This is a genomic window from Kitasatospora sp. NPDC093679 (assembly GCF_040683455.1).
In the GTDB taxonomy this organism is placed as follows: domain Bacteria; phylum Actinomycetota; class Actinomycetes; order Streptomycetales; family Streptomycetaceae; genus Kitasatospora; species Kitasatospora arboriphila.
Genome location: NZ_JBFBDW010000064.1, coordinates 1 through 16329 on the forward strand (window position 1 = coordinate 1; position 16329 = coordinate 16329).

Here is a 16329-nt window from a genome sequence, read left to right on the forward strand (position 1 = left end):
ACACATGGCGGCGATCTTCGCGGACACCTTGACCGCAAAGATCACCACCAGCGGATCACGCCACGCAGTTGATCAATTACCCAACACTTTCTCAGCCGAAGTCGGGGACCGGGCGCTCCGGGGCGGGCAGGTCGACCAGCCGGGCGAGGGCGTCGACCACGCCCGCCGCGTGCGGCCCGGCGGCGCCTCCGGATTCCGTGCTGCGGCACCCGGCCGCCGACCCCTGATCGGGTGACGTCGGTTCGGCGGGGACGGAGTGTCCGGGGTGCGGCCGCGGGCCGGTGGCTAGCGTGGCCGGGCGGGCCCGGGATGTGACGGGACGTCGGGTGCGTCGTACGGCCGCGGCGCCGGGAACGGCCCGGGCGCCCGCTCCCAGGATCCGCAACCGGTTCCGCGACGGCACGTCGCTGGTCTGGCACAACGGCGGCATCGACGGCTTCACCTCGTACATCGGCTTCCTGCCGGAGCGCGACCTCGGGCTGGTCGTGCTCAACGCGATGAACCCCACCCCGACCGGACCGTACTTCTACCTGTACGTCCTCAACCTGCTGCTGAGCGAGCGGTTCGGCCTCAACCGGGGTGTCCCCGAGAAGGCGCACGCCGCACACCTGGCCGCCCTCCAGGGCCTGCGCGACCTCGGGAGCCGCACCGCGCCGACGGACCCGGGGGCGACCGCGGCGTTCCTGGGGCACTACGAGGGCGGCTACCGCCTCATCCGGCAGGGCCTCGACCTGTCGCTCCACCTCGGCCCGCGGATTCTGCCGCCGGGTGTCCTGCCCGACGGCACCTACGTGGTGACCACCGGCCCGCTGGTCGGGAACGAGGTCCGTCTGACCCGGGACACCGACGGCACCCCGCTCGTCGAGGTGGTCGGCTTCGAGACCGTCCGCCGCACCGTCGGGCTGCCGTGATCCACCGGACCCCGTGCCGGGCGCGGACTCAGCCGGGGATCGGGCGGGTGTCGACCGGGTACCAGGCGGCGTTGCCCGGGGCCGGGTTGAAGTCGTAGCGGACCCCGTCGCGGCCGAGGCCGACCAGGGCGAGCGAGGTGGTGGCCCAGACCCGTCCGGCGCCGAAGTCGCGGTGCTGGACGAGGGCGGCCGGGTCGGTGCGGTCCAGCCCGTCGCCGTCGGCGATGGCGGGCCAGTCGCCCCACACCGCGGCGGTCGGGGCGTCGGCACCGCCGGCGGGCCCGGTGGGCGGTTCGGGTCGGTGGACGGCGGCGAGCCGGGGCCGGAAGTGCGCCAGCCGGGCGGCCATCATCCGGGAGACGCTCTGCGAGGAGGTCCGGTGCGAGGCGAGCCCCTCCATGCCGTCGTTGATGACGGCGTGCAGGCCCGGCTCCAGCGAGGTGCGGGTGAGCCCGGCGCCGCTCCACCCCAGCATGGAGACCGCGTCCGGCCCGGCGGTGATCAGGTGGAACGGGTCGTAGCGCGCCCAGTCGCGGTCGGCGAGGTCGGCGCCGTCCGCGGCGAGCAGCGGCAGTTCGCCGCGCGAGAGCCGGTTCGCCGGGTCGGCCGGGAGACCGAAGCCGTTCAGGATGCAGGCGAGCCGCGGGGTGCGGCCGTCACCGCCCGGGTCGACCGCCAGCCAGGTGCCGCCGGCCAGCAGGTCCAGGCCGCCGAGCAGCCGGGGCCGGTCCGGCCAGTGCCGGGCGGGCGGCAGCCAGGCGCGGTCGGCGTACTCGTCCCGTGCGGCCAGGACGACGACCGGCACCGGCGAGCCGGGATCGAAACTGACGAACACGGTGCACACGGCGCATCCCCTCACCCGGGCCGTTCCTCTCCCGTGATCCTCGCACGGCGGCCGGTGGACCGGGCGGGCGGGCCTTCCCCTCGCGCCGCCGACGGGACTTGACGCGCCGTCCGGACCGCCGCCGGCCGCCCGCGGTGCCTGCGCGGCCGACCCGGAGACGGTGGCGTCCCCGATCTTCCGAGAAATCTCGACATGAAGTATCTTGATGTCGAGATTTACATCGGAGGAGACGAGCGGGGGTCGCCCATGCGGCGGAAGCGGAACACCGGCGGACTGGTCGCACAGCTGCGGCAACCACCGGGCGGCCGGGACGGCCGGACGATGCTGCTCGCCCAGTTCGTCGACCGGACCGGCACCGGCGTGTGGTCGGCCGCGGCCGTGCTCTTCTTCACCTTCGTCCGCGGCCTCGACGCCGGGCAGCTCGGCCTCCTCCTCGGCGTCGGAGCGGTCGCCGGGATCGCCGGATCGCCGCTCGCCGGCCGGGCGGCCGAACGGTTCACCGTCCGGGGCCTGCTGACCGCCTGCCACCTGCTGCGGCTCGGCACCACGGGCCTGCTGCTGGTCGTGCACGACTACGCCGCGCTGCTGGCCGTGGTGGCCCTCACCTGCCTCGGCGAGCGGGCCGCCAAGACGCTGGAGATGCTCTTCGCCACCCGGGTCGCGGGCGAGCGCCGAGGCGTCTACCAGGCGCTCTTCCGCAGCACCGCCAACGCCGGCTACGCGCTCGGCGCGGGCATCGCGGCCCTCGGGCTGGCCGTGGGCACGCCCGCCGCGTACCGGGCGCTGATCCTCGCCAACGCCCTCTCCTTCGTCCTGGCCGCCACCCTCGTCCTGCGCACCCGGGAGCCGGCCGGCCACGGGTCGGTCGTGGCCCGGCACGCGGACGGCGGGGGAGCGGGGCCCGCGGACGGGCCCGCCGCACCCGGCCCCTGGCGGGACCGCGGCTACCTGCTGTTCGTCCTGCTCGACATCCCGCTGAACCTCGACGACTCGGTGCTCAACGTGGGCCTGCCGCTCTGGCTGGTGCACCGCACCGAGGCGCCGCACGCCCTCGTCCCCGCCTTCCTGGTGGTCAACACCGTCCTCGTGGTGCTGCTCCAGCTGCGGGTCTCCGCCTGGGCCGAGGGGCCGCACGGGGCGCTCAAGGCGCTGCGCTGGTACGGGGCGGCGCTGCTCGCCTGCTGTCTGCTGCTGGCGGCGTCGACCGGCGGCGGCCCGTGGTGGGCCTCGGCGGCGCTGCTGGCGGCCGCCGGCCTGGTCACCCTGGCGGAGCTGCTGCGCTCGGTGAGCTCCTGGGAACTGGCGGTGAGCCTGGCGCCGCCGCGGGCCCGGGCCTCCTACCTGGGGGTCGCCGGGATGGCCCAGTCGGTGCAGAAGTCGGTGGGGCCGCTGCTGCTCACCGGCGTGGTGACGGCCGGCGGCCCGCTCGGCTGGATCGCCCTCGGCGCGGCGGCGACCGGCCTCGGCGCGGTCCAGCGCCGCGCGGGCCTGCGCCGGCTGGCCCCGCGGGCCGCCCGGGTGCCGGGCGCCGCGCAGGTGTCGCCGGTGGCGCCGCCGCCCGGCGGGGCCGAGGGCGCGCCCGTCCCCCCGGCCGGGGTCCCGGCGTCCTGAGGGGGTCGGACGCCGGTCGCCGGCGGTCGAAAACGGCCTCGTACACCGTCCTTCCGCCGTCCGCCGTCCGCCGTCCGGGCGACATGTGCGTCTGGTCACATCGCTCCTCACAAAAATGCTAGGACGTCCTACTATATTTGGTGAGTAGTCTCCGCCGAACCGACATGAGGGTCCTCCATGAGCGATCTGCACCGTCCCGTGCACCCCGTCCGACTGGTCACCGCGTCGGCACTGTTCGACGGGCACGACGCGTCGATCAACATCATGCGGCGGATCTTCCAGTCCCAGGGCGCCGAGGTCATCCACCTCGGACACAACCGGTCCGTCCAGGAGGTCGTCGACGCGGCCCTCGAGGAGGACGCCCACGGCGTGGCCGTCTCGTCCTACCAGGGCGGACACGTGGAGTACTTCGAGTACCTCGTCGAGCGGCTGCGCGAGGCCGGCGCCGAGCACATCCGCGTGGTCGGCGGCGGCGGCGGCGTGATCGTGCCCGAGGAGATCGACCGGCTGCGCAGCAGCGGCGTCACCATCTTCTCGCCCGAGGACGGCCAGCGGATGGGCCTGGCCGGCATGGTCAACTCGGTCGTCAAGGACTGCGACTTCGACCTGTGGGACGGCCGGGCAGCCGACCTGGACGCCCTGCTCGCCGGCGACCGGTTCGCGATCGCCCGCAGCATCACCGGCGCGGAGCTGGGCAAGCTGCCCGCCGACTTCACGGAGCGGGTGCGTGCCGCCGCGGCGACCAGGGTGACCCCGGTCCTCGGCATCACCGGCACCGGCGGCTCCGGCAAGTCCTCGCTCACCGACGAGCTGGTCCGCCGGTTCCGCGTCGACCAGCAGGACAAGCTGCGGATCGCCGTCATCGCGGTCGACCCGACCCGCCGCCGCGGCGGCGGCGCGCTGCTCGGCGACCGGATCCGGATGAACTCCCTCGACGGGAACCGGGTCTTCTTCCGCAGCCTCGCCACCCGCGGCAGCCACGAGCTGCCCGAGCACCTCTCCGACGTGCTCGCCGTCGTCAAGGCCGCCGGCTTCGACCTGGTGATCGTCGAGACGCCCGGCATCGGCCAGGGCGACGCGGCCATCGTGCCCTTCGTCGACACCTCGCTGTACGTGATGACGCCCGAGTTCGGCGCCGCCTCCCAGCTCGAGAAGATCGACATGCTCGACTTCGCCGACGTCGTCGCCATCAACAAGTTCGAGCGCCGCGGCGCCAAGGACGCCCTGCGCGACGTCGGCCGCCAGCTCGTCCGCAACCGCGAGGCGTTCGGCACCAAGCCCGAGGACATGCCGGTCTTCGGCACCTCCGCGGCCACCTTCAACGACGACGGGGTCACCGCGCTCTACCAGAGCCTGCGGACCGCCCTCGCCGAGCACGGCCTGCCGGTCACCGACGGCGCCCTGCCCGAGGTCTCCGTCCGCCACTCCTCCGGCATCCGCCAGGTCGTCCCCGCCGAGCGGGTGCGCTACCTCGCCGAGATCACCGAGACCGTCCGCGGCTACCACGCCGAGACCGAGCGGATCATCGAGGCCGCCCGGTCGGTGCAGCGCCTGGACGCCGTCCGCGGCCAGCTCGCCGACGCCGGCCACGACGCCGCGAACGTCGAGGCACTGCTCTCGACCGCCCGCAAGCAGCTCCCGCACGAGGTCAGCGAGCAGATCGACAACTGGCCCGCCGTGGTCGCCTCCTACTCCGGCGACGAGCAGGTCATCGTCGTCCGGGACAAGGAGATCCGCACCAAGCTGACCCGCGAGTCCCTCTCCGGCAACCGGATCCCGCGCGTCGCCCTGCCCGGCTTCACCGACCACGGCGAACTGGTCGGCTTCTGGCGCCGCGAGAACCTGCCCGGGCTCTTCCCGTTCACCGCCGGCGTCTTCCCGTTCAAGCGGGACGGCGAGGACCCGGCCCGCATGTTCGCCGGCGAGGGCGACCCGTTCCGCACCAACCGCCGGTTCAAGCTGCTCTCCGAGGGCCAGCCCGCCACCCGGCTGTCCACCGCCTTCGACTCGGTCACCCTCTACGGCCGGGACCCCGACGAGCGCCCCGACATCTACGGCAAGGTCGGCACCTCCGGCGTCTCCGTCGCCACCCTGGAGGACATGAAGGCGCTCTACGACGGCTTCGACCTCGCCGCGCCCACCACCTCGGTGTCGATGACCATCAACGGCCCGGCGCCCACCGTCCTGGCGTTCTTCCTCAACACCGTGATCGACCAGCAGACCGAGGCCTTCCGCGCCGCCGAGGGCCGCGACCCGTCGCCCGAGGAGGCGGCCGGCCTGCGGGCGCACGCGCTGGCGAACGTCCGCGGCACCGTGCAGGCGGACATCCTCAAGGAGGACCAGGGCCAGAACACCTGCCTGTTCTCCACCGAGTTCTCGCTGCGGATGATGGCCGACATCCAGGAGTGGTTCATCGCCAACAAGGTCCGCAACTTCTACTCCGTCTCCATCTCCGGCTACCACATCGCCGAAGCCGGCGCGAACCCGATCAGCCAGCTGGCCTTCACCCTCGCCAACGGGTTCACCTACGTCGAGGCGTACCTCGCGCGCGGCATGCACATCGACGACTTCGCGCCCAACCTGTCGTTCTTCTTCTCCAACGGCATGGACCCGGAGTACTCCGTCCTCGGCCGGGTCGCCCGGCGGATCTGGGCCGTGGCGATGAAGCACAAGTACGGCGGCAACGAGCGCTCCCAGAAGCTGAAGTACCACGTGCAGACCTCGGGCCGCTCGCTGCACGCCCAGGAGATGGACTTCAACGACATCCGCACCACCCTGCAGGCGCTGATCGCCATCTACGACAACGCCAACTCCCTGCACACCAACGCCTACGACGAGGCCGTCACCACCCCCTCCGAGGAGTCGGTGCGCCGGGCACTGGCCATCCAGCTCATCATCAACCGCGAGTGGGGCCTCGCCATGAACGAGAACCCGCTGCAGGGCTCGTTCGTCATCGACCAGCTCACCGACCTGGTCGAGCAGGCCGTGCTCGCCGAGTTCGACCGCATCAACGAGCGCGGCGGCGTGCTCGGCGCCATGGAGACCGGCTACCAGCGCGGCCGCATCCAGGACGAGTCGATGCTGTACGAGCAGCGCAAGCACGACGGCAGCCTGCCCATCATCGGCGTCAACACCTTCCGCCGCCCGGGCGGCGACGGCGAGCCCCAGCAGCTGGAGCTCGCCCGTGCCACCACCGCCGAGAAGGAGTCCCAGCTGGAGCGCGTCCGCGGCTTCCAGCGCGGGCACGGCGCGGAGGCCGCCGAGGCGATCGCCCGGCTGAAGACGGCCGCCATCAGCGGCGAGAACGTCTTCGAGGTCCTCATGGACGCCGCCCGGGTCTGCTCCCTGCAGCAGGTCACCGAGGCCTTCTTCGAGGTCGGCGGCCAGTACCGCCGCAACGTCTGACCACGAACGGACACCACCACCGGGCCCGGCCCGCCACGCACGTGGCGGGCCGGGCCCCGCCCCGTTCCGCCCGGACGGCCCCGGCAGCCGCGAGGTCTCCGCGCCGACGGGTGATCCGTGCGCGGCGCGGCGTGCCCCGGTGCGCGGGCGGGCCCCGCGGCCTACCGTCGTGCGGGACCGGAACAACGGGAGGACGCAGTGCCGGAGCAGAAGATCACGACGTTCCTGTGGTTCGACCACCAGGCCGAGGAGGCGGCGCAGTTCTACACCTCGCTGTTCCCGGACTCCCGGATCGTCGACGTGCAGCGCTACGGCGAGGCGGGACCGGGCGCGGCGGGCTCGGTGATGACCGTGTCCTTCGAACTCGCCGGGCAGCGCTACCTCGCCCTCAACGGCGGCCCGATCTTCCCGTTCACCGAGGCGATCTCGCTCCAGGTGAACTGCGACGACCAGGCGGAGGTCGACCGGCTGTGGGACGCCCTCACCGCGGGCGGCGGACAGGAGAGCGACTGCGGCTGGTTGAAGGACCGCTACGGCCTCTCCTGGCAGATCACCCCCCGCCGGCTGATGGAACTGCTCGCCGACCCCGATCCGGACAGGTCCCAGCGGGCGATGCGCGCGATGCTGCAGATGCAGAAGATCGACATCCAGGCGCTGGAGGACGCCCTCGTCGACGGCGCCGCCACTGGACCGGCCTCGTAGACACCCCGATCGCCACGCCGACTTCTTCGTGCCATCTGCCAGTACGGCGGTCGGACGGGTGCGGAGGAGACTCTCTGCCACGGCCGCAGCCCCGCAGGCTCCCGGTCTCGGAAGGCCGGCGGGGCATGGCGCAGGACGACGCACAGGAGGGGGCCGCACATGACGGTGCAGCAGTACGACGGGATCGGCGAGGCGTTCGAGGGGTTCAAGTCCCTGCCGCTGATGCGCTACGGGGAGGTGCCGAGCTTCCTCGGCATGGTGGGGGAGGTGAAGGGCAGGTCCGTGCTCGACCTGGCCTGCGGCACCGGCTTCTACAGCCGGGAGTTCAAGCGGCGCGGCGCCGCGGAGGTGGTCGGGGTCGACATCTCCGTCGAGATGGTCGCCGCCGCGCGGGACATCGAGAGGCGCGAGCCGCTGGACGTGCGGTACGAGGTCGGCGACGTGGCCGAGCTGCGGTCCTTCGAGCGGCGGTTCGACCTCGCGCTGGGAGTGCAGTGCCTGAACTACGCCGGGTCCGTCGAGACGATGGAGCGGATGTGCCGCAACATCCACCGGAGCCTGGTGCCGGGCGGGGAGTTCTTCGTCCTCGCGCAGAAGCCCGACTACGGGTTCGACTGCGGCAGCCTGGAGACCTACGGCTTCCGCTGCGAGCCGACCGGCGAGGAGACCGGAACCGGCCCGCAGGTGCGGGTCACCGCCCTCCTCGAACCGCAGCCGATCAGCATCGTGACCACGGCCCCGCGTCGCGAGGTCTACGAGGAGTGCCTGCGGGCGGCCGGGTTCGGCGCGGTGGAGTGGGTACCGCTGCGGATCTCCGAGGCCGGCATCCGCGCGTACGGCGAGGACTTCTGGGCCGACCTGCTCGCCCACCCGCCGCTCGAGATGCTGCGCTGCCGCGCCTGACCCCGGGCGCGGTCCGCCCCGGCGGACGACACGGAGGACGGGGCTGTCCGAGTGCCTTCCGGACCTCTCGCGAGCGCGGGAGGTCCGGTGGGGGTATGCCGTTCCGGACCGGAGCACCGAGGGACGGACGAAGGAGAGCAACGTGTACGCAGCAGTACGGCGGTACGAGGGCGTGACCGATCCCGCCGAGGCGGGCCGGCTGGTCGCCGAGGGCTTCGTGCCCCTGCTCCGCCAGGTGCCGGGCTTCGTGGCCTACTACTGGGTCGACGGCGGGGACGGAGTGATGGTCTCCACCAGCGTCTTCGAGGACCGGGCCGGCGCCGAGGAGTCGGTCGCCCGGGCGGCGGACTTCGTCCGCGACAACCTCGCCTCGCTCCTTCCGAACCCGCCGCTGGTGACGGCGGGTCAGGTCGTGGCCGCCGGCTAGTGCCGCGTCGGGCAACCTTTGCCCGTCAAGGAGCGGCGTCCGGTGCGTGCTGTCGGCGTGCCGGCCGGAAGTCCTCGTACTGGACGTACTCGGGCTTCCGTCCGGTGCGGCGAGAGTGCGTGCCGGGCGTCGCGACGGGGCGAAGGCTGCCTGACGCGGCACCAGCAGGCCGGGTACGTCCCCGGTCGCCCAGCCCCGCCCGTCTGAGTACGGATACTCATTGCGCCACGGCCGTTCGAGGGCGGATGATCTCCAGCGCCATGATGTTCACGAGGGGGCGGGGATGATCGAGTTCGACGACGACCGGTACGAGGAAGCCGGGTTCGCGGACGACGGGTACGGGGCGGAGGAGGCACCGGCGGAGGCGGCGACCGGGCGGCGCCGGGCGGTCCGGATCGGCGTCGCGGTCGTCTGCGGGGGCATGCTGGCGGTCGGCGGGGTGGGTGCGTACAACGTCGCGAACGCCATCCGGGGCGGCTCCGGCGGGGGTGGGGCGAAGCCCGTGCAGCCGGTGGCGGCGACGGCCACCCGGGCGCCGACCGCCCAGGAGGCCGAGACCGCCGCCAAGGGCTTCCTCGACGCCTGGGCCAAGCAGGACTTCGCGGCTGCCGCCGCGCTGACCGACCGCCAGGATCTCGCCACCGGAGCCCTGGCCGGGTTCCAGCGGACCCTGAACCCCAAGGAGTTCACCCTCACCCCGACCGGCGCCGCCGCCTCGGCGGGGCAACCGGGCCGGACGGCCGTCGGCTTCCACGCCCGGCTGCGGTTCGACGGGGTCGACCGTGCCTGGGAGTACGACGGCAGCCTGGGCGTGGTGCGTACCGACGAAGGACGGACCGCGGTGCACTGGGAGCCGGGCGTGATCCACCCGAGCCTGGCGGCCGGCGGATCGATCGACGTCCGGGCGGTGGACGCCCTGCCCGGGCGGCTGGTCGACCGGAACGGCAAGCCCTTCGACGAGTCCTCACCGGTCAAGGCGATGCTGGCGGGTGTGAAGACCGGTGGGGCCGGCACCGGCACGCCGGGCCGGGCGGTGGTGCTCGTCCGCGGTTCCGCGCAGCCCGCGGAGCAGTTGTTCGCCCTCACCGACCCCGGTGCCGCCGAGTTCAAGGTGACCCTCGACGCGGAGCTCCAGCGGGTGGCGGACGAGGCGCTGAAGGAGCAGACCGGCGGTGGCGGGGCCGGGTCGGTGGTGGCCGTCGAACCGAGCACCGGCCACGTCCTGGCCATGGCCAGCGCCCCGGCGGGCGCCTTCAACCGCGCCCTCGGGGGCGGGACCGCGCCCGGCTCCACGATGAAGGTGGTGACCGGCGCCGCGCTGCTGGAGGCGGGCCTCCGCCCGGACAGCCCCGCGCCGTGCCGGGACACCGCCACCTCCCCGAGGGTGTGGCACAACGACGAGCGCGGCGACCACCTCGGCTACACCCTGGCCGACGACTTCGCGCACTCGTGCAACACCGCCTTCATCGAGCAGGGCCTGGCCAAGCTCCAGCCCGGCACACTGGCCAAGGTCGCGTCCGAGCAGTTCGGCCTCGGTCTGGAGTGGCACACCGGCCTGCTCAGCTTCGACGCCAGGATCCCCGCCCCGGGCAACCGGGACGAGCAGGCCGCCGAGTACATCGGCCAGGGCGGTGTCCGGATGAACACCCTGCTGATGGCCTCCGTGGCGGCGACCGTGCAGAGCGGCACCTTCCGCCAGCCGGTCGTGGTCGACGGCGTCGCCGACCGGGCCGGTGCGCCCGGCCGGCTGCCCGCGGACGTGGCCCGAGACCTGCGGGCGATGATGGCCAAGACCGTCCGGGAGGGAACGGCCCGTACCCCGATGGCCGGCATCGGCGGGCAGGTCGGCGCCAAGACCGGTACCGCCGAGGTCGACGGCAAGAACCCCAACAGCTGGTTCATCGCCTACCGCGGCGACCTCGCCGTGGCGGTCGAGGTCGAGGGCGCGGGCCACGGAGCCGAGGCCGCGGGCCGGACGGCCGCCCGGATCCTGCGGGTGGGCAACAACGGCTGACGGCCCGGCACAGGTCAGAAAAATCCCGGCAATCGAGGACGGATGAGGCGTATGGTCGTGAATCCCCCTCAAGGGAGAGGAGTTGACCTGATGGGACTCTTCAGGGACGCACCGCCCCAGGTGCATCCGGAGTACACCCAGTTGCGCTTCATGGCCGCCGGATCGCCGTCCTGGTGGAAGCAGAACCGGCACCGCGTCCTGGCCGTCGCGGGCCTCCTCGTCGGCTTCTGGCTGGCGGGGCACCACGATGCCGCGCCCGGTACGTGTGACACCCCGGCCGCCACGGCCAGCCCCGCCCCCTGACCGGGGCGGGGCCGCGCCGGGGATCAGGGCGGCGGTGCGCCGTAGGTGACGGGAACCCCGGCCTGGCGGGCGCGGGAGACGACGGCGGGGACGGCGCGTTCGGCGAGCGCGGCGATGGTCAGGGACGGGTTGACGGTCAGTGAGGTGGGGACGGCTGCGCCGTCGGTGACGAACAGCCCCGGATGGCCGCGCAGTTCGTGCTGGTCGGTGAGGGCGGAGGTGGCGGGGTCGTCGCCGATCCGGCACGATCCCAGCGGATGGGCGGTGACCGAGCCCCCGACCTGCTCGGTCCAGGGGCGGACGGTCGCCAGCCCGTCCCGTTCCAGGACGGCGCGCAGCTCGGCGTCGGCGGCGCTCCAGCCGGCTCCGGTGCCGGCGGTGGGCGAGAAGGCCATCGTGCCGAGTCCGAGGCCGGGGGCGAGGCGGACGAAGCCGCCGGTGGGCGGCGGCGGGCCGAAGGTCCCCTCGTTGTCGTCCTCGGTCATGGCGAGCACCGTCAGCCAGGACCGCCACGAGCGGCGCGACTCCCGCTTCCCGGTGCCGAACCACCCCGGGCCGAGGGCGGCCCGGGCGAGCGAGTTGGTGATCGGCGGGAAGTAGATCTGCTGGAGCGTGAACCGGCTGAACTCGGGGGCGGAGCCGTCGAGGTGGTCGAAGCTCGCGGTGGTGATGGGCTTGCCGATCGGCAGCGCGGCGTACGCGGAGCCGTCCGGACGGGCGAGGCCCAGCAGGTCGCGGACCTTGGTCTCGTCCATCTCGGCGACGGAGACCCGGTCGCCGTTGCCGGAGAAGTACCGGCCGACGGCCGGGGGGATGCCGCCGAGGGCGGGGGCGGAGCGCTGCAGGACGACCGGGGTGCCGACCGCGCCGGCCGCGAGGACCACCACCTTGGCGTGGACGGTGCCGATCTCGGCGGTGCAGCCGTAGTCGGAGGGGTCCAGCACCGTGTACGTCACGGCGTACCGGTGGCCGTCGATCCAGGACGGGACGACGGCCTGCACCTCGTGCAGCGGTCGCACCTCGGCGCCGTGGGCCTCGGCCGCGGGCAGGTAGTTCAGCAGCATGGAGCGTTTGGCGTCGAAGCGGCAGCCCGAGAGCATCCAGTTGCAGTCCGTGCAGCGTGCGGTGTCGACGGCGACCGGCACCGGGTTGCAGGTGCGCCCGGCCCGGTGGCAGGCCGCGGCGAGGACGCCGCCTGCGTACGAGATGGAGTCCCAGTCCAGGCGGGTGACCGGCAGGGACCGCTCGACCCGGTCGTACCAGGGGTCGAGTGCGGCGCGGGTCAGCGCGGCCGGCCAGATGCGCCGCCGCAGACCGCCCCGGCGTTCGAAGACGAAGGACGGGGCGCGCAGGGAGGCGGCGAAGTACACCACGCTGCCGCCGCCGACGCAGTTGCCGGCCACCACCGAGATTCCGTCGCCCTTGATGACGTCCACGATCCTGGTGTAGCTGCCGAGCCGCAGGTCGTGGGTGAAGTCCCCGGCGGCCAGGCGGGGTCCGCGCTCCAGGACGGTGACGCGGGCGCCGCCGGCCGCGAGGTGGTAGGCGGGTATCGCGCCGCCGAAGCCCGATCCGATCACCAGCACGTCGGTGGTCTGTGCGCTCATGCCGGGCTCCCCGAGGCCGTGGTGCGCGGATGGAGGTCGGCCAGCGGCCGGTCGTAGGAGTGCGCGGGGAAGCGCCACAGGCCGTCCGCGTCCGGTGGCGGGAAGCCGATCCAGGCGAGCCCCGGATGACCGGTGGCGATCGCGGTGGTGGTGTGCTGGTGGGCGGCGGTGTCGAAGGCGAGGCCGACCAGCAGGGCGAGGACCTGCCAGACCGGCCGGTCCACCTCGCCCGGCTCGAACAGGCCGGTGACCAGGGCCGTCCGGTGGTCGAACGGCAGGCCGACGAAGGGTGGCCACCCGGGCGGCAGCCACAGCAGGTGGGCGGCGGCCCGCGCCAGCGCGCGGGCGTCCAGCAGGGCGGCGATCTCCGGCAGCCACGGGCCGAGCGGCAGGTCGGGCGAGACGAGGACCTGGACGGCCCCGGCCTGGACCGCGCCCGGTCCGGTCACCGCGCCCGCGATCGGCAGGTCCCCCGGGTAGCGGCACTGCCCGGGGACGAGGGTGTCGGCGAACGCCTCCAGGCTCTGCACGGTCCAGGTCCCCGGGGCGGCGGCCCCGGCCGACGCCGGGGACGGCGGGCCGGCGGCGAGGACGGCGGTGGTGGCGGCGAGGGCCTTGAGCAGGCCGCGGCGGTCCAGGAGCGGCACCGGTTCACCCGCCCAGCGCGCAGCGCAGGTCGAACGGCAGCTCGGTGGTCAGACCGCTCTCCCCGGATGCGGTGCCGTAGGCCGCGAGCGCGTCCGCCAGGTCCGGGAACCGGGGCCGCAGGGCCGCGACCGCGTCGCCGACGCCGACCCGGACGCCGTCGATCCGGAAGTCCGCCAGCCGGACGCCGGCGCGGCGACCGGTCCTGTCCCACCAGTACTGGCCGTCCCAGGCCACCCACGGCACCGCGCCGGTGGTGGACTGCACGCTCCAGTGGTCCCGTTGGTAGTAGTGGCAGGTCAGCAGCGAGGCCGCGACCCGCGCGGGCTCGGCGAGCAGGAAGCGCAGCGCGCCGCCGTCGTCCACGGTGATGTCGCGCTTGCTGTACTCCACGCACAGCGGATCCGTGAACGCCAGCCACCACGGCGGCTGCTCGCCCTCGCCGTAGCGGTGCCACGGACAGCCCGCGGCGAAGCCGGGCTCGGTGAACGGACCCGGAGGGGAAAGAGGTGCGGCGGCGGCCGCCGGGACGGTGGTGGTGGCCGCCCCCAACGCGAGGGCGGCGGCGAGCAGCGCGGTACGCAGACGTGGACGGGACACAGGACCTCCTGGAACCGGAGCAGGACGGGGGTGTCGCGCGAGGAGCCGTCGTCGGAGGGCGCCCGGACGGTCGGGCCAAGGGGCGCCTCGGGGCCGGCACGGACGAGGATGCGGCACGACTACCGGCGAGTACAAGAGGTGTGACGGTGACTCATCAACTGCACCCCGCGGCCTCCAGAGTGCCACTCGCGCCGTCGTTGCCCCGCACTGTTGACGGGCGGTCAGCCGAGTGGTTCGGTGGCTGAGCCACTGACGGCGGACGTGCGACGGCAAGGGGGACGGGCATGGGATCCCGCGAAGCGGACCGGCCGTGGGCACCGCGCTGGGACGGCAGGCCGGGCCGCACCGAGGTCTGGTACACCACGCTCACCGACCCGACCACCCGGACGGGCGTCTGGCTGCACCACGAACTGGTCGCCCCCACCGACGGCTCGCCCGCCCGGGTGCACGGATGGATCGCCCTCTTCCCGCCCGAAGGACCGGTGGAACACGCCAGGTTCGGCCCCGAACCCTGGCCGCCCCGCCGACCGTTCTCCACCGCGTCCGAGGCCGCGTCCGGCGCCGAGGCCTCCTCCGCCTCCGCTTCCGCAGCGGTGGCCGACACGGGCGCGCGTCACCTGCGCGGCACCGCAGGCCCGTACACCTGGGACCTGACCGAGCACCCGGCGGGCGAACCCCTCTACACCTTCCCCCGCTGGGCCTGGCACCACGGCGGGCTCCCCGCCGCCCAGATGCTGCCGGCCGCCGCCTCCCGCTACACCGGCACGATCGACCACCCCGACGGCGTGCTCCACCTGGACGGCGCCCCCGGGGCCACCGCCCGGATCCACGGCCACGGCAACGCCGAACGCTGGGCCTGGCTGCACGCCGACCTCGGCCACGGCGACGTCCTCGAGATCGTCGCCGCCGTGTCCCGGAAGCCCGTGCTCGACCGGCTGCCGCCCCTGGTCTTCCTCAGGCTCCGCCACCGCGGCCGCACCTGGCCGCGGACGGCTCTGCGCCCGGCCGTCGGCTGGGCCGGCGCGAGCCGGTTCAGGGCGCGCCTCGGTCTGCCGACCTGGACGGTCACCGGCCGGACCCTGCTGCACCGGGTCCGCGTCACGGTCACCCAGCCGGAAGAACGCACCCTGGCCCTGGAGTACACCGACCCGGACGGCAGTCGCGCGGTGTGCCGCAACAGCGAGGCCGCCGACGCCGAGATCGTGCTCGAACGCTGGTGGGGCCGTTGGCGCCCGCAGACGTCCTGGACCCTGGCCGGAACCGCGCACGCCGAGGTGGGCGGCCGGTGAGGTGCGGCCGACGGCCCGGCCGTGGAGGCCTTGACGGTCCGTCCGCCACCGGATTGACTCCCGACCGGAGGCCGGGCCACCCGGCCACGGCAGCCCAGGAGCGAGGAGACCGATGCCGGTGCCGCCCGAGACCATCCAACGCCGGTCCGTGGTCGACCTGCTGGCCCACCGACTGCGCCAGGACATCCTGAACGGTATCCACCTGCCCGGCGCCCTGCTGCCGCCCGAGCGGGACCTCGCCGCCGGCTACGGCGTCACCCGCACCACCCTCAAGCACGCCCTGTCCCGCCTCGAACAGGCCGGACTGATCAGCACCCGGCACGGCATCGGCACCCGGATCCGCGACTTCCTCCACGAGGGCGGCGCCGACCTCCTGCCGATGCTCGCCGCGCACGACCCCGGCTGGCTCACCGAGGTGTTCGAGGTCCGCCGCCACATCGGCGCCGTCGTCGCCCGCCGTGCGGCCGCCCGCCGCACCGCCCGGCACGCCCTGCGGCTCGGCGAACTCCTGCAGGCCGTCCGGGACGCGCCGGACGGCGACGCCGCCCAGCTCGCCGACGTCGAGGTGCACCGCGAGCTGGCGCGCGCCACCGGCAACCGGGTCTACCTGCTGCTCACCAACACGCTGTTCAACGCCTACCTCCCCGTCCGCGGCGCCCTGCGCGCGCCGTTCGAGGACCCGGCCGAAGCCGCCGACCGGCTTGCCCCGGTCGTCCGCGCGGTCGCCGACGGCGAGGAGGGCCGCGCCGAACGGGCGGCCGAGGAGTACCTCCGCAGCACCGAGGCCGTCATGCTCGACTCGCTCCGGGCCGCCCGGTCGGGCTGACCGCCCGCCCCGCCCGTACGGACCGTCGACGCGCGCCGCACCCGGCGGGTCATTTCGGCCGGTGCGCCCGGTCGGCGTCGAGGCGGCCGTGGGGGAGGGGAGGCCTGGAGGAAGCGACAGGCGCCGCTCCGGGGCGGAGCAATCGGGTCGGAGCCATTGACCAACGGGGGCGAGCTTTCTACATTCTGTGGAACCGAATGGCGGAACCCGTGTTCCGCATCGCGGATCTGTTCATGGGTCGG

General features: G+C 74.0%; 15 protein-coding genes. 11 read left to right on the plus strand and 4 right to left on the minus strand.

Annotated elements, in window-relative coordinates; all coding sequences use genetic code 11:
• A partial coding sequence (locus AB0O09_RS33745) for a hypothetical protein (protein WP_363548531.1) occupies nt 1-235 on the plus strand: 235 nt, incomplete at its 5' end.
• Between the two features lie 91 nt (nt 236-326).
• Nucleotides 327-911 (plus strand): hypothetical protein, encoded by a 585-nt coding sequence (locus AB0O09_RS33750; protein WP_363548533.1) that lies wholly within the window; start codon nt 327-329, stop codon nt 909-911.
• Between the two features lie 28 nt (nt 912-939).
• Here the strand turns inward: AB0O09_RS33750 and AB0O09_RS33755 are convergent, their stop codons facing one another.
• Nucleotides 940-1755, minus strand: a complete 816-nt coding sequence (locus tag AB0O09_RS33755) for an NRDE family protein (protein ID WP_363548535.1) — start codon at nt 1753-1755, stop codon at nt 940-942.
• Nucleotides 1756-2001: 246 nt separating this feature from the next.
• On the opposite strand from AB0O09_RS33755, the gene AB0O09_RS33760 reads away from it, so the two are divergent.
• From AB0O09_RS33760 to AB0O09_RS33790, 7 genes are all read left to right on the plus strand, one after another.
• On the plus strand, nt 2002-3366 hold the full coding sequence (locus AB0O09_RS33760) for an MFS transporter (RefSeq protein WP_363548537.1): 1365 nt from the start codon (nt 2002-2004) through the stop codon (nt 3364-3366).
• A gap of 177 nt (nt 3367-3543) precedes the next feature.
• Complete coding sequence (gene icmF / locus AB0O09_RS33765; protein ID WP_363548539.1) at nt 3544-6771, plus strand: fused isobutyryl-CoA mutase/GTPase IcmF; 3228 nt, start codon at nt 3544-3546, stop codon at nt 6769-6771.
• A gap of 198 nt (nt 6772-6969) precedes the next feature.
• Nucleotides 6970-7473: a VOC family protein gene (locus AB0O09_RS33770; RefSeq protein WP_363548541.1), complete on the plus strand. Its 504-nt coding sequence runs from the start codon at nt 6970-6972 to the stop codon at nt 7471-7473.
• 159 nt (nt 7474-7632) lie between these two features.
• Entirely contained in the window at nt 7633-8376 is a 744-nt protein-coding gene (locus tag AB0O09_RS33775) for a class I SAM-dependent methyltransferase (protein WP_363548543.1), read from the plus strand.
• 142 nt (nt 8377-8518) lie between these two features.
• A complete protein-coding gene (locus tag AB0O09_RS33780; RefSeq protein WP_363548544.1) occupies nt 8519-8803 on the plus strand; it encodes a hypothetical protein in 285 nt (94 codons plus the stop codon).
• Between the two features lie 283 nt (nt 8804-9086).
• The gene (locus AB0O09_RS33785; protein ID WP_363548546.1) at nt 9087-10817 is read left to right on the plus strand and encodes a penicillin-binding transpeptidase domain-containing protein; all 1731 of its coding nucleotides are present in this window, start codon (nt 9087-9089) and stop codon (nt 10815-10817) included.
• 90 nt (nt 10818-10907) lie between these two features.
• Nucleotides 10908-11120 (plus strand): hypothetical protein, encoded by a 213-nt coding sequence (locus AB0O09_RS33790; protein WP_363548548.1) that lies wholly within the window; start codon nt 10908-10910, stop codon nt 11118-11120.
• 23 nt (nt 11121-11143) lie between these two features.
• Here AB0O09_RS33790 and AB0O09_RS33795 read toward each other — a convergent pair whose 3' ends face one another.
• The 3 genes from AB0O09_RS33795 to AB0O09_RS33805 are packed head-to-tail and all read right to left on the minus strand — an operon-like array spanning nt 11144 to nt 13972.
• A complete protein-coding gene (locus AB0O09_RS33795) occupies nt 11144-12727 on the minus strand; it encodes a GMC family oxidoreductase (RefSeq protein ID WP_363548550.1) in 1584 nt (527 codons plus the stop codon).
• A complete protein-coding gene (locus AB0O09_RS33800) occupies nt 12724-13374 on the minus strand; it encodes a DUF5987 family protein (RefSeq protein ID WP_363548551.1) in 651 nt (216 codons plus the stop codon). Before AB0O09_RS33800 ends, AB0O09_RS33795 begins: the two co-directional genes overlap by 4 nt.
• Before the next feature lie 4 nt (nt 13375-13378).
• Nucleotides 13379-13972 (minus strand): hypothetical protein, encoded by a 594-nt coding sequence (locus tag AB0O09_RS33805; RefSeq protein ID WP_363548553.1) that lies wholly within the window; start codon nt 13970-13972, stop codon nt 13379-13381.
• Nucleotides 13973-14256: 284 nt separating this feature from the next.
• Between AB0O09_RS33805 and AB0O09_RS33810 the strand changes: the two genes are divergently transcribed.
• Both AB0O09_RS33810 and AB0O09_RS33815 read left to right on the plus strand, forming a co-directional pair.
• Entirely contained in the window at nt 14257-15261 is a 1005-nt protein-coding gene (locus AB0O09_RS33810; RefSeq protein WP_363548555.1) for a hypothetical protein, read from the plus strand.
• Between the two features lie 112 nt (nt 15262-15373).
• On the plus strand, nt 15374-16087 hold the full coding sequence (locus AB0O09_RS33815; RefSeq protein ID WP_363548557.1) for a GntR family transcriptional regulator: 714 nt from the start codon (nt 15374-15376) through the stop codon (nt 16085-16087).
• The last annotated feature ends 242 nt before the right edge of the window (nt 16088-16329 follow it).

Coding starts and splice junctions, on each gene's coding strand:
- AB0O09_RS33760 (WP_363548537.1), top strand. CDS start 2,002: ATGCGGCGGAAGCGGAACACCGGCGGACTGGTCGCACAGCTGCGGCAA.
- icmF (WP_363548539.1), top strand. CDS start 3,544: ATGAGCGATCTGCACCGTCCCGTGCACCCCGTCCGACTGGTCACCGCG.
- AB0O09_RS33775 (WP_363548543.1), top strand. CDS start 7,633: ATGACGGTGCAGCAGTACGACGGGATCGGCGAGGCGTTCGAGGGGTTC.
- AB0O09_RS33785 (WP_363548546.1), top strand. CDS start 9,087: ATGATCGAGTTCGACGACGACCGGTACGAGGAAGCCGGGTTCGCGGAC.
- AB0O09_RS33790 (WP_363548548.1), top strand. CDS start 10,908: ATGGGACTCTTCAGGGACGCACCGCCCCAGGTGCATCCGGAGTACACC.
- AB0O09_RS33795 (WP_363548550.1), bottom strand. CDS start 12,727: ATGAGCGCACAGACCACCGACGTGCTGGTGATCGGATCGGGCTTCGGC.
- AB0O09_RS33810 (WP_363548555.1), top strand. CDS start 14,257: ATGGGATCCCGCGAAGCGGACCGGCCGTGGGCACCGCGCTGGGACGGC.
- AB0O09_RS33815 (WP_363548557.1), top strand. CDS start 15,374: ATGCCGGTGCCGCCCGAGACCATCCAACGCCGGTCCGTGGTCGACCTG.